Raw genomic sequence first — 14,248 nt, 5'->3', positions numbered from 1 at the left:
GGCCGGTGCGGGAGCGTTTCGTCGTCGCTGGTTCAGGCAACCTTCCGCGCCGAGAGCGCTCGCGCACTAGCGTCGTCGCGTGCCCGACCACCCCGATGAGAAATGGATGCGCCTGCGCTACGCCGGGACATGCCGCATCTGTCACGCAGCGCTCGGCGCCCGCACCCAAGCCATCTACGAGCGGACCACCAAGACGGTCCGTTGTCTGACCTGCTCCACGCCGTCGGCGACCGTGGTCCCTCTCCCGGCGGACGACGAGCCGGGACGCGATGCCAGGGGCGCTGCGACGGCAGCGCCGGACGCCGGACCGCCGGCCTCGATCCACGCCCCGATCGATCCCGGCACCGCCGGAGCGTCGGCACGACGCGAGTACGAACGTCGCCAGTCCCGGCGTGAGCAGCGCGTCCGCTCCCAGCACCCGAAGCTCGGCGGCCTGATCCTCGCGTTGAGCGATGACCCGCAGTCGACCACTGCCTGGAACACCGGCGCGCTCGGCGAGGAGCGGCTGGGCCGTCGTCTCAACGAGCTCACCTCGGAGACGATGCGCGTTCTCCATGACCGCCGCGTCCCAGGCTCCCGCGCCAATATCGACCACCTCGCTGTCACCGCGACCGGCATCCACGTCATCGACGCCAAGCGGTACGTCGGCAAGCGGCCCGTCCTGCGGGTGGAGGGCGGAGTCCTGCGTCCCCGTGTCGAGAAGCTGATGGTCGGGTCGCGCGACCACACCAAGCTGGTCGACGGTGTGCTCCAGCAGGTCGACCTCGTGCGGTCCCTCGTGGACGACGACGTTCCGGTCACCGGCGTCCTGTGCTTCATCGAGTCCGACTGGCCACTGATCGGTGGGGGCTTCACCACCCGCGGGGTCGACGTGCTCCGGCCGAAGAAGCTCTATCCCCGACTCGCAGCCGACGGCCCCCACGCCGGCTCCGTCGCCGACCTCCACGCACGCTTGGCCGACGCCCTCCCCGTCGCGTGACGCGAAGCGTGGAGGCGAGCTGGTGGGGGCGGCGGTGCCGATGGAGCCAGGAACCCGGTCAATCAAGTGGCCGGCCACACGGGGCTGAACCCTGCGCCCACTACTCGGCGGCGGTCGGCATCACGACCACCACGTTGCCGACCTTCCGCCCGCTGTCGACGTAGGCGTACGCCTCGCGCAGCTCGTCGAACTCGTAGCTGCGGTCGATGACGGGGCGGTAGGCGCCGGAGGCCATCAGGCCGGCGAGGTGGTCGGCGAGTGTCCGGTCGGCGTGGGGGAGCGGGAAGCGCGCCCGCCGGCGACCGAGCGCGCCGGTGACCGGTCCGACGGCGGCCAGGAGGAGGTTCTGTCCGCCGCGGCCGAGGTCGGAGGAGACATAGCTGCCGCGAGGGCGCAGCAGCGGGCGGGCCGCGGTGTAAGGGAGGTGGCCGGTCGCGTCGAGGACGACGTCGAAGCCGCCGCCGGCCGCCCGCAGATCGGCGCCGGAGGTGAGCTCGAGGACGTGCGCGGCGCCGAGCTCGGTCAACAGGTCGGGACGGTGCAGTGGGAGCCGGTCGCACACCGCGGTCACCTCGACGCCCTCGGCGTGCAGCAGCTGGACCAGCGCGGTGCCGATGCCCCCGGCCGCTCCGTGCACCAGCGCCCGGTCGCCCGCCCCGACGCCGGTCACCCGCAGGCAGGCGTGGGCATAGTGCGCGCCTTCCATGCCGGGCGCTGCCGCGGTCAGCTCCCACCCGGCGGGCACCGGAGCCACCAGGCCTTCTGTCGGTACGACGACCAGGTCGGCGTGCGCTCCGGCCCGGCCCTCCACGAAGCCGAAGACGCGGTCACCGACGGCGTAGCGGTCCACGTCCGCGCCGGTCGCGGTCACGACGCCTGCGTACTCCGAACCGAGCACGGGGATCCGCGGTCGGGGCAGTCCGCAGACCACCCTGTTGATCCACGGGCTCCCGGATCGGTAGGCGCAGTCGGTGCGGTTGACCGTGGTCGCGTGCACGTCCACCAGGAGCTCGCCGCGACCGGGCACGGGGTCGGGGACGTCGTCGAAGGTGATGACGTCCGGTCCGCCGTACCTGGTCCGCAGTGCTGCGCGCACCTCCGCACTATCCCAGGTGGAGCGCTCCTGCCGGCGTGGCGCAGGCTCGCCCTCAGCCCTGCAGGCGACGCCGGGTGTTGCCCAGGTGGACCCGCATCGCCGCACGCGCGGTCTCCGGATCGCCCGCGACCACCGCGGCCGCGATGTTGTCGTGCTCGCGGCGCACCCGCTCGACGTGGGCGGCGTCGGTGAGCGAGTACTCCTCGGAGAGCCGGGTGCGCGGCAGCATGATCATCATCGGGCCGAGCGAGTCGAGCAGGTCGAGGTAGAAGCGGTTGCCGGTGGCGGCCGCGACCGCCCGGTGGAACGCGAAGTCGGCCTCGACGGCCTCCTCCGCGCTGGCCGCTGCGAACGCGTCGAGCGCGGCCTGCACCGCCTCGGCGGCGGCCGGCGTACGGTCGGCGGCGGCGAGGAAGGCAGCCTCGCTCTCCACGCCCAGTCGGAAGTCGATCATCGCCAGCACGTCGGCCTGGCTGCGGATCGCGGAGGCCTCGACGGTGAACGAGGTCGGCTCCGGCATGGCCAGCACGAACGATCCGCGCCCCTGGAACGTCTCCACCAGGCCCTCGGCCCGCAGCCGGGTCACCGCCTCGCGCACCACGGTGCGCGAGACGGCGTACTCCTCGATCAGCTCGTTCTCGGACGGCAGCTTCGCGCCCGCCGGTAGCGAGCCGTCGAGGATCCGTGCCTTGAGGCCGGCGACGACGGTCTGCGCGAGGGTCGTGGTGCTCACTGGCCGAAGGTAGCGGTCTCCTTGGTCAGCGAGCGCATCTTGTCGCTGAGCGTGAAGCCGAGGCCCGGGCGGTCGGGGACGAACATCTGGCCGTCGCGGATCTCGATCCGCTCCTCGAACAGCGGGTTCAGCCACTCGAAGTGCTCCACCCACGGCTCGGTCGGGTACGCCGCCGCCAGGTGCAGATGGATCTCCATCGCGTAGTGGGGCGCGAGCGCGAGGCCTGCGTGCGCGGCGAGGGCGGAGAACTTCAGGAACGGGGTGATGCCGCCGATGCGGGGCGCGTCGGGCTGCACGATGCCGCGGTAGCCGGCGTCGATCAGTGCCATGTGCTCGGGGACCGAGGTGAGCATCTCGCCGGTCGCGATCGGGGTGTCGAAGGTGCGGGAGAGGTCGGCGTGACCGACCGCGTCCCAGGCGTCGAGGGGCTCCTCGATCCAGATCAGGTCGAACCTCTCCAGCTCGCGGCACATCCGGCGGGCGCGGGCGCGGTCCCACTGCTGGTTGGCGTCGACCATGAACGGGCCGTCGCCGAGGTGCTCGCGCAGCGCCTCGACGCGACGCAGGTCCTCGGCCCAGTCGGGCTGCCCGACCTTGATCTTGATGCCCCCGATCCCGGCCTCCAGCGACGCGGTCGCCTTCTCCTTGATCTCCGCCACCGAGGCCTGCAGGAAGCCGCCCGAGGTGTTGTAGACCCGGCAGGAGTCGCGGTGCGCGCCGAGCAGCTTGGCCAGCGGCAGGTCCGCTCGGCGGGCCTTGAGGTCCCACAGCGCCACGTCGAGCGCGGCCACCGCCTGGGTCGCGACGCCGCTGCGCCCCACCGAGGCGCCCGCCCACATCAGGGACTCGTAGATCTTCGCGATGTCCGCCGGGTCCTGGCCGATCGCGACCTCGGCTACCTCCCGGAGGTGGGCGAACTGGGCAGGGCCGCCGGCGCGCTTGGAGTAGCTGAAACCCATGCCCTGGTGTCCCTGCTCGGTGGTCACCTCGACGAAGAGCAGGACGGTCTCGGTCAGCGGCTTCTGCCGTCCGGTGAGCACCTTGGCGTCGCTGACCGGATTGTCGAGCGGCAGCACGACGTGGGACAGGTGCAGGGTGCGGATGCGATCGGCGGCCATGGTGCTGCTCTCCTCAATGAGGTAACTTGTATGATGAGTGGTGAAGTTATCCGATAAGTTGGGAGGAGTCCAGGGGCGGTGCAGAGACCAACGCAGACGAAGGCCTCCCGCCGGCTCGATCGAGCGCCGGTCGCACGGCAGCCGGTCCGGGTGCTCGCCGCCCCCGCCCCAGACGCCGCTGATCACGGTCACTGGGAGCCGGCGTGGACCTGCTGACCGGCTTCACCACGATCCTGGTCGTCATCGCCTGCGGTTCGGGCCTGGCGCATGCCGGCATCCTCGACGCCCGCTCGCAGCGCACCCTCGGCGAGGTCGCCTTCTTCGTCGCCTCGCCGGCGCTGATGGTGGTCACCATCAGCGGGATGCACCTCGAGGGAGCCGCCCGCAACCTGGTCGCCTCCGCGACCTCCCTGGGTCTCTGCTTCGCCGCCTACGCCGCGATCGCCCGGCTCCGGTGGCACCAGCGTCTCGGGGAGGTCCTGATCGGGTCCCTGGCCGCCTCCTACGTCAACGCCGGCAACCTGGGCATCGCGATCGCGGCCTACGTGGTCGGGGACATCGCGGTGGTGGTCCCGACCCTCCTGGTGCAGATGCTGGTGGTCCAGCCGCTCGCGCTGGTCGCTCTCGACCACACCGGGCAGGGAGCCGGCGGTGGGACCAGGATCGCCCGTCGGCTGCTCACCAACCCGCTGACGCTGGCCGCCGTGGTCGGCCTGGTCCTGGCCACCACCGGGTGGCGGTTGCCCACGCTGGTGGACCAGCCGCTCCAGCTCCTCGCCGGCGCCGCGATCCCGCTGATGCTCCTCTCCTACGGCGCCGCGCTGCGGCTCAGCCCGATGCCGGGCCGGGCCGGCCGCAACCGTGAGGTCGCCACGATCACCGTGCTGAAGCTCGTGGTGATGCCGGTCGTCGCCTGGCTGGTCGCCACCGCGCTCGGCCTGCACGGGACGGTGCTGCTGGGCGTGGTGCTCACCGCCGCGTTGCCGACCGCGCAGAACATCTTCCTGCACGCCACCCGCTACCGGGTGGGCGAGGACGTGGCCCGCGAGAGCATCCTGGTCACCACCCTGCTCAGCCTCCCGGTCGCCCTGCTCCTCGCCCTGCTGCTCGCCTGAGCCCGACCCGCGGAGGCACCCGAACTGGTGCCCTGACTCAGCCCGCGGTGTACCCGAACCGCGCGAGCGGCTCGACGAGCTCCCGCTCCTCGTAGGAGAGGTGCGAGGTCATCGTGTCCGCGAGCAGGTCGACCGAAGCCCGCAGTGGGGCGGTGTCGTGCACGCCGGAGACGACGGAGACCAGTGCGCGGTCGACGTCGTCGAGCACCCGGGCGATCGCGTGATGCTCCTCCTCGAGCCGGTCGATGACCGGGGACAGCTCCGGGTCGCTCGCCCGCAGGTGCGGGAACATGCTGGTGTCCTCGATGGTGTGGTGGGTGGTGACCAGCCGGCAGTAGGACTGGCAGTACGCACCGAGCGCCCAGTCGTTCTGGCGCAGCGTCATCTCGTTGATCAGCGAGCGCGCCCGGCCGGCGTCCATCGTGCCGGCCTCGACCTGGTCGATCAGGTCGTAGAGGCGAGCGAGCTCGCCACGCAGGTGGTCGTGGATGTCGACGAGGTGCTGTCCGCTGGCCCGCTCGTGGTCGGTCCAGGTCAGTGGCCGCAGCGAGGAGACGTACGTCGGTCGGCTGGCCTCGTCCCACGGCGTGGCCCCGGATCGCCGCACCCCGGGGTCGGCGGTGGGCTCGACAGGGCGGCCGCGACGGACCTCGACGACCTCGTCGGCCCGCGCCGCGGTGGCCGCGGTCGCCGCGGCGCTCGGCGGCTCGGCCGCCGCGGTCCGGGAGCGCTCCGCCTCCACCAGCGCACGGACGGCCGGCGCGACCTCGGTGCCGAACCGTCCGATCGACCGCGGGTCGTCGCCGGCCATGATGAACGTGCTGGTGCCGTGGGTGAGGGTGAGCTCGGCCAGCCACTCGGCCCAGCCGGGGTCCGTGGAGGGGTTGACGTTGTAGAGCCGGCGCACGGCGGCCGGCTCCCGGCCGGCGGCGAGTGCCGCGTCGTCGATACGGGCCGAGCCGTCGGCCAGGGCCTCCGGCGGCACGTAGGCCTGGGAGGGCAGCCAGCCGTCGCCGACCTGACCGGTCAGGGCGAGCATCCGTGGCCCGACGGCGCCGATCCAGATCTCCACCGGGTGGGCGGGCGCCGGACCCGGATGCACCCCGGCGGCCCGGTAGTGCCGGCCCTCGACGCGCACCGCGCGCCGGGAGTCGTCCCAGGTGGCGCGGATGATGTCGATCCCCTCGGCGAGCGCGGCCCGCGCCTCCCCGCCCGTCCGCCGCGGCCCGCCGGCCGCCTCGATCGCCTCCCAGAACGCACCCGCGCCGAGTCCGAGCTCGACGCGACCGCGGCTGAGCCGGTCCAGGCTGGCGACGGTCTTGGCCAGGACGAACGGCGGTCGGAGCGGGAGGTTGGTGACGTTGGTGGTCACCCGCAGCGTGGTGGTCCGGGCCAGGACGGTCGCGGCCAGCGCCCAGGCGTCGAGGAAACGCGACTGGTAGGGGTGGTCCTGGAACGTGGCCAGGTCCAGCCCCGCCGCCTCGGTCAGCAGGGCGAGCTCGACGACGTCGTCCGGCCGCGCGGCATCCGGCGTCAGGAACGTGCCGAACGCGAGCTCCTGTCCGTAGTCGGTCATCGGTCCTCCTCGCTGTCCGTGCGGCGCTCAGCCGACCAGGGCCCGCAGCCGCGCCACCTGCGCGGTCCGCTCCGCCAGTCGCTGCTCCTCCAGTGAACGCCCGCCGGCCTCCCGTAGGAGCACGGTGGTGGCGCGTACGGCGTCGGCGTCGTGCGCGGTCAGTGCGGCGACCAGGGTCTCCACCGTGGCGTCGAGCTCGTCGGCGCCGACGAGCTCCTGGACCAGGCCGATCTGCCCGGCCTCCTCGGCGTCGACCTTGCGGGCGGTCGCACAGATCTCCAGGGCGCGGGCGTAGCCGACGGCCTCGACCAGAGGCTTGGTGCCGGTGAGGTCCGGGACGAGGCCGAGGGCGGGCTCCTTCATGCAGAAGTAGGACCGGTCGGTGGCCACCCGCAGGTCGCAGGCCAGCGCCAGCTGGAATCCGGCGCCGATCGCGGCGCCGTCGACCGCGGCGACCGAGATGAAGCGCGGGTCCATCAGTGCGGTGAACGCCTGCTGGTAGCCGTCGATCGCATCCACCACCTCCGCGTCGCTCATCCGCATCGTCGCGATCAGGTTCCCCGGCTCCTCGGTGCGGGCCGGGTCGATCAGCCCGAGGTCCAGGCCGGCGGAGAAGATGCCACCGGACCCGCGTACGACGACCACGCGCACGTCGTCGCCGAGCCCGGTCACGAAGTCGACCATGCCGGCCCACATGGACGGCTTCTGGGCGTTGCGCACCTCGGGCCGGTGCAGGGTCATCGTGGCGACCGCGCCGTCGATCGTGCAGTGCAGGCCCACCTCGGCCAGGTCGTCGCGCAGGGTCACGTCTGCTCCAGGGTGTCGGGATCGGGTCGAGATCGTGCTGGTGGCGCGATCCTAGTGTCGCGCGCAGACTGGGCCGATGCGGATCGCAGTCGCCGGTGGGACCGGCCTGGTCGGACGTTCGGTGGTGGCGGCGGCGGAGCGCCGCGGGCACGAGCCGGTGGTGGTCGCCCGGTCGACCGGGGTCGACCTGACCGCGAGCGACGGGCTCGCCGGGCGTCTCGACGGCGTCGCCGCGCTGGTCGACGTCACCAACACCACGACCCAGCGGCGTCGTGTCGCCGAGGAGTTCTTCGGCGGGGTGACCGGTGCCCTGCTGGCGGCCGAGGAGGCGGCCGGCGTGCGGCACCACCTGGTGCTCTCGATCGTCGGCGTGGACGACGTGCCGCTCGGCTACTACGCGGGGAAGCGCCGCCAGGAACAGCGGGTGCGCGCGGGGCGGTGCCCTGGACGATCCTGCGCGCCACCCAGTTCCACGAGTTCGCCGAGCAGGCGCTGGGGATCGCGCGGATCGGGCCGCTCTCGCTGGTGCCGCAGATGCTCAGCCAGCCGGTCGCCGCGGCCGAGGTCGCCGACCACCTGGTCGCGCTGGCCGAGCGGCCGCCCTCGGCGATGGCGCCGGAGATCGCCGGGCCCGAGCAGCTGATGATGCCGGAGATGGCCCGCCGTCTGGTCCGGTCCCGCGGTCTGCGCCGCCGGGTGATCGGGCTGCGCCTGCCCGGCGCCGCGGGACGGGCGATGCGCGACGGCACGCTCACCCCGGTCGCCGACGGCCCCCGCGGTCGCCAGACGTACGACGAGTGGCTGGCCGCCGGCTGATTCCAGGCTGAGCCCCACCCGTCACTGCGGGGCGGGACCGGAGGAGCCGCGCAGCACCAGGCTGGTGGGCAGCCGCAGCCGGTGCGGCGACTCCTCGCCCTCGCCGGACCCGGCCTGGGACGACTTGAGCAGCTCGTGGATCAGCTCCACCGCGAGCCGCCCGGCCCGGGCGTCGGGCCCGCCGAGGGTGGTCAGCGTGGGGCTGGTCAGCTCGGCGGCGAAGATGTCGTCGAACCCGATCACGCTGACGTCCTCGGGCACCCGCACCCCGCGGTCCGCCAGGCGACGCATCATCCCGATGCCGAGCAGGTCGTTGTGGGCCACCAGCGCGGTCGGCCGGTTGCGCAGCGCGCTGTCGGCCGCGGCGCCGCCGTTGGCGACGGTGGGGGTGTAGGGGCCGATCCGGCGTGCCCGCAGCCCGTGCTCCTCCGCGCCCTGGCTGAGCGCGGCCCAGCGGGCCGCGCCCATCCAGGAGCCCGGCGGTCCGGCGCAGTAGGTGAACTCGTGATGGCCCAACGAGGCCAGGTGCTCGAGGATCTGGCGGCACCCGGTCGCGGTGTCCATCGCGACGCTGGGGATGGCGGCCAGCTCGCGGTCCACGAGCACCACGCGATGCTTGGAGGCGAGGTTGCGCAGCTCCTGGTCGGGCAGGCGGCTGGCGGCCAGGATGAAGCCGTCCACGGACCGGGTGAGCACCCGGATCTGGTCCCGCTCGATCGCGGGGGACTCCTCGGCGTTGACGATGACCAGCGTGTTCTCCGCGGCCCGGGCCCGCTGCTCGGCGCCGCGGATCAGCTCGAAGAAGTGCGGGTTGGCAATGTCGGAGATCACCATCGCGATCGTCTTGTGCCGCCCGGTCTGCAGGGCGCGGGCGTGCGGGTTGGGCACGTAGCCGAGCTCGTCCGCGGCGGCGATCACCCGCTCCCGGGTGGCGCGTCCGACGCGTTCGGGCTTGCCGAAGGCTCGGGAGACGGTCGAGGGGGCCACGCCGGCACGCTCGGCGACGTCGTAGATCGTCGGCTGCTGCACCGCCCCATCAAGCCATGAACCTGGCAACATTGGCAACCGATTGCATCGGTTGCAGCAACATTTCTACGGTTGTCGCGTTGTGACAGCGACCACACCGGTCGACACGAAGGGAAGGTCCCGGTGACCACGCAGCACCCACCCACCGATACGTGGTGGCGACGACTCATCCGGGTCGTCACCGCGATCGAGATCGGCATCGCCGGCACCGCCGCCGCCGTCATCTTCGTCCTGGTCCTGGTCCAGGCCGGCCAGCGCTACCTCCCGATCGACGGCTGGACGTGGACCGGCGAGCTGGCCCGCTACAGCCTGGTCTGGCTGACCTTCACCGCCACCGGTGTCCTGGTCACCCGGGACGGCCACATCGCGCTCCAGATCGTCGACTCGCTCAAGCCGGAGCTCCTGGTCCGCGTCATCCACGTCTTCGCCCTCGTGGTGGTCGCGGCCTGCGGCGTCGGCTTCGCCTACTCCTGCTGGACCCTCATCGAGGAGTCCGGCAGCCTGACCACCCCCTCGCTCGGTCTGCCGATGAAGTGGGTCTACCTGCTGCCCCTGCTCGGCTTCGTGAGCACCGCCATCCGGGCGAGCGTGGCGGCGGTCCAGGTGGCGGTCCGCGGCGTGCAGGCCGCCGACCACTCCGAGGAGCTCGCGATCCAGGTCAACGGCCCCCACGACGGGAGCCCGACCGCGGACGGCACCAGCGGCACCAACGGGAAGGGGGCCCCGGCATGACCGTCGCCCTCCTGCTCGGCGCCATCGGCCTGCTCCTGGTCCTCCGCGTCCCGGTCGCCTTCGCCTTCCTCGGCCCCGGCCTCGCCTACCTGATCATCGACGGCCAGTCCGTCGGCCTGGCCATGCGGCTGATCACCAACTCGACGGCCAGCTTCCCGCTGCTCGCCGTGCCACTCTTCGTGCTGCTCGGCGTGATCGCCAACCACGCCGGCATCGCCGACCGGCTCTTCGACTTCGCCCTCGCCCTCTTCGGCAAGGTCCGTGGCGGCCTCGGCTACGTCAGCGTCGGCGTCAGCCTCGGCTTCTCCTGGATGTCCGGCTCGGCGGTCGCCGACGCCGCGGCACTGAGCAAGGTGGAGATCCCGGCGATGGTCCGCAACGGCTACAGCCGCCGCTTCGGTCTCGGCGTGGTCGGTGCCTCCGCACTGATCGCGCCGGTGATGCCGCCGAGCATCCCCGCGGTCATCTACGCCGGCCTCGCCGCGGTCTCCACCGGCGCCCTGTTCGCGGCCTCGGTGATCCCGGCCCTGCTGATGGCGGTCGGCCTCTGCATCGTGGTCTTCATCCAGGTACGCCGTCAGCCCGACATCGTGCACACCGGCTTCTCGTGGAGCCGGCTGGCCGAGACCGGCAAGCGGGTGATCGGTCCGGCGCTGACCCCGGTGATCATCCTGGGCGGCATCCTCGGCGGCTTCTTCACCCCCACCGAGGCCGCAGCGGTGGGTGCCTTCTACATCCTGCTGCTCGGCTTCGGCTACCGCGCGCTGAGCATCCGCGACCTGCCGAAGATCTTCTCCGAGACCGTGATGACGACGGCGGCGATCATGCTGATCGTCTCCTCCGCCTCGCTGCTCGGCTACGTCCTGGCCCGCGAACGCGTCCCCCAGGACCTCTCCGAGCTGGTGCTCGGCTTCACCGAGAACGGCACCGTCTTCCTGCTGCTCGTGGCAGCGCTGATGCTGATCCTGGGCACGGTGGTCGACCCCACCGCCGTCCTGGTCCTCGTGGTCCCGATCCTGATGCCGATCGGGCTGCGCCTCGACGTCGACCCCATCGTCCTCGGCGTCCTGATGATCCTCTCGCTGATGATCGGGCTGCTCACCCCACCGGTCGGCACGGTGCTCTACGTGCTGAGCTCGACCGCCAAGGTGCCCGTCGGAGAGGTCTTCAAGGGCTCGCTGCCCTTCATCGTCCCGCTCGTGGTCATCTGCCTGGCGATCATCTTCTTCCCCGGCTTCGTGACCTGGCTGCCGAACCGGCTCGGCCTGTGAGCACCGCACGTCCCGCCTCCGCCTCATCACACGACGCGCCGTCGCGTCGGGAAGGAACACCCATGAAGCACTCCGTCAAGCTGCACCGCACGCTCGCCGCGACCGCCGTACTCGCCCTGCCGCTGGCCCTGGCCGCCTGCGGCGGGGACGACGAGGGCGGCGGCGGCACCGAGCTGACCCTGGCGCACAGCTATGCCGAGGACCAGCCGCAGCACACCTGCGGCGCCGAGGTGATCAAGCAGGAGGTCGAGGACGCCGACGTCGACCTGTCGGTCGAGATCTACGCCAACAGCCAGCTCGGCGGCGACGCGGACCGGATCGCATCGGTCCAGTCCGGCGACATCGACATCGACATCCAGGGCGCCAGCGCGCTCGCCGCCGCCTACGAGCCGGTCGGCGTGGTCGACGCGGCCTACGCGTTCGAGGACGCCGCGGCGCTCGACAACTACTTCACCAGCGACGCCGCCGACCAGCTCAAGGAGGACTTCAAGGCCGCCTCCGACGTCTCCATCCTCGGCGCCTGGTCCGCCGGCGCCCGCCAGTTCACCGCCAACGACCCGATCCGCGAGCCCGAGGACCTCGAGGGCCTGCGGATGCGGTTCCCCGGCTCCCCGCAGTTCCTGCTCAACGCCGAGGCGCTCGGCGCGGAGGCGACCGAGGTCGCCTACGAGGAGCTCTACCTCGCCCTCCAGCAGGGCGTCGTCGAGGGCCAGGAGAACCCGATCGTCAACATCGACGCGACCAACCTGGTCGAGGTGCAGGACTACCTGAGCCTGTCCAGCCACGCCCAGAACTCCAACCTGATCGTGGCCAGCCCCGCCTTCGACGACCTGAGCGACGAGCAGCGGACCGCCGTCGAGGACGCGGTCGCCTCGGCCGTCGAGCAGATGCCCGGCTGCGTGGAGGAGGCCGAGCAGGAGACCCTGGACACCTGGGAGTCCGAGGACGCGATCGAGATCGTCGACGACGTCGACGTGGACGCCTTCTCCGAGCAGGCCGACGCCTGGTTCCGCGACAACCTCGAGGGCGACTCCCTCGCCGTCTACGAGTCGATCAAGGACTCGCAGGAGTGACCGCTCGTGGCGAGGCGCCGGCCGGAGTCGTGCAGACCTACCGGGGCCCGGTGGCGCCGGCGGACCTCGGTTGGACGCTGACCCACGAGCACCTGTTCGTGCGCAGCCCCGAGCTGGACCGGGACTACCCGCACCCGGAGTGGGACGCCGACGCCGCGGTGGAGACCGCGGTGGCCGGTCTCGAGGAGCTGTACGGCCTCGGGGTGCGCACGGTCGTCGACCTGACCGTCCCGGGACTGGGCCGCGACACCGGGCTGGCCGCCCGGGTCGCCGCCCGGACCCGGGTCCACCTGGTCGCCTCCACCGGCTGGTACGCCGACGAGGTGCTGCCGCCGTACTTCCGGACCCACGGTCCGGGGCGCCTGGTCGGCGGGCCGGACCCGCTGGTCGAGATGTTCACCCGCGACGTGGTCGCCGGGATCGGCGACAGCGGGGTTCGCGCCGGGATGCTCAAGGTGGTCACCGACGTCCCCGGGATGACCGACGACATCACCCGGGTGATGGCGGCGGCCGCGACGGTGCACGCCGCCACCGGGGTGCCGATCACCACGCACTCCAACCCGCACCTGCGCAACGGGCTCGACCAGGCCCGGTTCCTGCTCGGGCGCGGGGTGGCCGCGGACCACCTGGTGATCGGGCACAGCGGGGACAGCGAGGACCTGGACTACCTGCTGACCCTGCTCGACCTCGGGGTCACCCTCGGCATGGACCGCTTCGGGATGGCGCACACCGGCGACGACGAGAAGCGGACCGCGACGGTGCTCGCGCTGCTCGAGCGCGGCCACGCCGGCCAGCTCGTCCTCTCCCACGACGCCGCCTACTTCAGCCGCGTCACCCCGCCGGCCTGGCGCCGCGCGCACACCCCCCACTGGACCCACGACCACCTCAGCCGACGGGTGGTGCCGCAGCTCCTGGAGCGCGGCGCCCGTCAGGAGGACCTCGACACGATGATGATCCACAACGCCCAGCGCCTGCTGACCCCGGTGGTGGACCCGACATGAGCACCGCCACCGACGCCGACCGCTTCCTGGTCGGCCTGATCGGCCACGGCATCGGGCCCTCGCTGACCCCGCCGATGCACATCCGCGAGGCCACCCGCCTCGGTCTCGACTACCGCTACGACACGATCGACCTGCTGCACCACGCCGACGTCGACCTCGGCGCCGAGCTGGCCCGGGTGCACGACCTCGGCTACGCCGCGGTCAACGTGACCCACCCCTACAAGCAGCAGGTGCTCGGTCACGTCGACGAGGTCAGCGACGCGGTGGCCCGGATCGGCGCCGCCAACCTGGTGCTGCTCGGGGAGCGGCGGGTCGCCTACAACACCGACCACGTCGGGTTCCGCGCCGGCCTCGAGGGCTTCCTCGGCGACCGACCCCGCGGCACCGTGCTGCAGGTCGGCGCCGGCGGGGCGGGGCTGGCCACCGTCTGCGCGCTGCTCGACCTCGGTTTCGAGCGGGTCGTGGTCCACGACCGGGCCGAGGCGGCCACCGAACGGCTGATCGAGCGGTTCGGCGGCGAGCGGCTCGGGACCACCGACGGTGCGCTCGACGACTGGCTGCCGCAGGTCGACGGCGTCGTGCACGTGACGCCGACGGGGATGCGCGAGCACCCCGGCGTCGCCCTCGACGTGTCCCTGCTGGACGGCTCCGCCTGGGTGGCCGAGGTGGTCTACCGGCCCCTCGACACCGAGCTGGTACGACGAGCGCGGGCCCGCGGCCTGGCCACCCTGGACGGCGGCGCGATGGCCGTCGGCCAGGCGGTGGAGAGCCTGCGCCTGATCACCGGCCGCGACCCCGACGCGGACCGGATGCACGCCCACTTCGACGCCCTGATCGCCGCCGACAGCGCCGCCGACAGCGCCGCCGACAGCACGGCCGCCGACAGCTGAGCCCCACCGCAGCGA

The 14,248-nt window shown here is 72.5% G+C and carries 14 protein-coding genes; 8 read left to right on the top strand and 6 right to left on the bottom strand.

Annotated features, from left to right (window positions below; translation table 11 throughout):
• Positions 1–79 precede the first annotated feature (79 nt).
• Positions 80–979: a nuclease-related domain-containing protein gene (locus FIV43_RS15310; RefSeq protein WP_231123434.1), complete on the top strand. Its 900-nt coding sequence runs from the start codon at positions 80–82 to the stop codon at positions 977–979.
• 100 nt (positions 980–1,079) lie between these two features.
• On the opposite strand, the gene FIV43_RS15305 is transcribed toward FIV43_RS15310, so the two are convergent.
• Genes FIV43_RS15305 through FIV43_RS15295 form a run of 3 tightly spaced genes read right to left on the bottom strand, consistent with a single transcriptional unit; the run spans position 1,080 to position 3,926 of the window.
• Entirely contained in the window at positions 1,080–2,075 is a 996-nt protein-coding gene (locus FIV43_RS15305) for an NAD(P)-dependent alcohol dehydrogenase (protein ID WP_196780833.1), read from the bottom strand.
• Between the two features lie 52 nt (positions 2,076–2,127).
• Positions 2,128–2,808 (bottom strand): FadR/GntR family transcriptional regulator, encoded by a 681-nt coding sequence (locus tag FIV43_RS15300; protein WP_141014830.1) that lies wholly within the window; start codon positions 2,806–2,808, stop codon positions 2,128–2,130.
• On the bottom strand, positions 2,805–3,926 hold the full coding sequence (locus tag FIV43_RS15295) for an L-talarate/galactarate dehydratase (protein WP_141014829.1): 1,122 nt from the start codon (positions 3,924–3,926) through the stop codon (positions 2,805–2,807). The genes FIV43_RS15300 and FIV43_RS15295 overlap by 4 nt, the downstream gene beginning before the upstream one ends.
• 203 nt (positions 3,927–4,129) lie before the next feature.
• On the opposite strand from FIV43_RS15295, the gene FIV43_RS15290 reads away from it, so the two are divergent.
• The gene (locus FIV43_RS15290) at positions 4,130–5,041 is read left to right on the top strand and encodes an AEC family transporter (protein ID WP_141014828.1); all 912 of its coding nucleotides are present in this window, start codon (positions 4,130–4,132) and stop codon (positions 5,039–5,041) included.
• A gap of 37 nt (positions 5,042–5,078) precedes the next feature.
• On the opposite strand, the gene FIV43_RS15285 is transcribed toward FIV43_RS15290, so the two are convergent.
• Both FIV43_RS15285 and FIV43_RS15280 read right to left on the bottom strand, forming a co-directional pair.
• A complete protein-coding gene (locus FIV43_RS15285; RefSeq protein WP_141014827.1) occupies positions 5,079–6,617 on the bottom strand; it encodes an LLM class flavin-dependent oxidoreductase in 1,539 nt (512 codons plus the stop codon).
• A 27-nt stretch (positions 6,618–6,644) separates the two neighbouring features.
• Positions 6,645–7,424: an enoyl-CoA hydratase/isomerase family protein gene (locus FIV43_RS15280; protein ID WP_231123433.1), complete on the bottom strand. Its 780-nt coding sequence runs from the start codon at positions 7,422–7,424 to the stop codon at positions 6,645–6,647.
• A gap of 438 nt (positions 7,425–7,862) precedes the next feature.
• On the opposite strand from FIV43_RS15280, the gene FIV43_RS21590 reads away from it, so the two are divergent.
• Entirely contained in the window at positions 7,863–8,240 is a 378-nt protein-coding gene (locus FIV43_RS21590) for a Rossmann-fold NAD(P)-binding domain-containing protein (RefSeq protein WP_196780832.1), read from the top strand.
• Positions 8,241–8,261: 21 nt separating this feature from the next.
• On the opposite strand, the gene FIV43_RS15270 is transcribed toward FIV43_RS21590, so the two are convergent.
• A complete protein-coding gene (locus tag FIV43_RS15270; RefSeq protein WP_231123432.1) occupies positions 8,262–9,269 on the bottom strand; it encodes a LacI family DNA-binding transcriptional regulator in 1,008 nt (335 codons plus the stop codon).
• Between the two features lie 120 nt (positions 9,270–9,389).
• On the opposite strand from FIV43_RS15270, the gene FIV43_RS15265 reads away from it, so the two are divergent.
• The 5 genes from FIV43_RS15265 (at position 9,390) to FIV43_RS15245 (ending at position 14,233) form a co-directional block, all read left to right on the top strand.
• Positions 9,390–9,998 (top strand): TRAP transporter small permease, encoded by a 609-nt coding sequence (locus FIV43_RS15265; RefSeq protein WP_181407521.1) that lies wholly within the window; start codon positions 9,390–9,392, stop codon positions 9,996–9,998.
• Positions 9,995–11,269, top strand: coding sequence for a TRAP transporter large permease (locus FIV43_RS15260; protein ID WP_141014824.1), 1,275 nt, complete (start codon positions 9,995–9,997; stop codon positions 11,267–11,269). Before FIV43_RS15265 ends, FIV43_RS15260 begins: the two co-directional genes overlap by 4 nt.
• A 62-nt stretch (positions 11,270–11,331) precedes the next feature.
• Positions 11,332–12,342 (top strand): DctP family TRAP transporter solute-binding subunit, encoded by a 1,011-nt coding sequence (locus tag FIV43_RS15255; protein WP_141014823.1) that lies wholly within the window; start codon positions 11,332–11,334, stop codon positions 12,340–12,342.
• Complete coding sequence (locus FIV43_RS15250; RefSeq protein ID WP_181407520.1) at positions 12,339–13,343, top strand: phosphotriesterase family protein; 1,005 nt, start codon at positions 12,339–12,341, stop codon at positions 13,341–13,343. Before FIV43_RS15255 ends, FIV43_RS15250 begins: the two co-directional genes overlap by 4 nt.
• Positions 13,340–14,233: a shikimate dehydrogenase gene (locus tag FIV43_RS15245; protein WP_141014821.1), complete on the top strand. Its 894-nt coding sequence runs from the start codon at positions 13,340–13,342 to the stop codon at positions 14,231–14,233. Before FIV43_RS15250 ends, FIV43_RS15245 begins: the two co-directional genes overlap by 4 nt.
• The last annotated feature ends 15 nt before the right edge of the window (positions 14,234–14,248 follow it).

Source organism: Nocardioides sambongensis, from assembly GCF_006494815.1.
Taxonomy (GTDB): domain Bacteria; phylum Actinomycetota; class Actinomycetes; order Propionibacteriales; family Nocardioidaceae; genus Nocardioides; species Nocardioides sambongensis.
The sequence above is the reverse complement of the archived record's forward strand: the minus strand, read 5'-3'. Positions and strand labels throughout refer to the sequence as shown.

Bases quoted from the DNA above. Each gene is read 5' to 3' on its own strand.
- FIV43_RS15285 (WP_141014827.1), bottom strand. From the start codon at position 6,617: ATGACCGACTACGGACAGGAGCTCGCGTTCGGCACGTTCCTGACGCCG.
- FIV43_RS15295 (WP_141014829.1), bottom strand. From the start codon at position 3,926: ATGGCCGCCGATCGCATCCGCACCCTGCACCTGTCCCACGTCGTGCTG.
- FIV43_RS15260 (WP_141014824.1), top strand. From the start codon at position 9,995: ATGACCGTCGCCCTCCTGCTCGGCGCCATCGGCCTGCTCCTGGTCCTC.
- FIV43_RS15245 (WP_141014821.1), top strand. From the start codon at position 13,340: ATGAGCACCGCCACCGACGCCGACCGCTTCCTGGTCGGCCTGATCGGC.
- FIV43_RS15255 (WP_141014823.1), top strand. From the start codon at position 11,332: ATGAAGCACTCCGTCAAGCTGCACCGCACGCTCGCCGCGACCGCCGTA.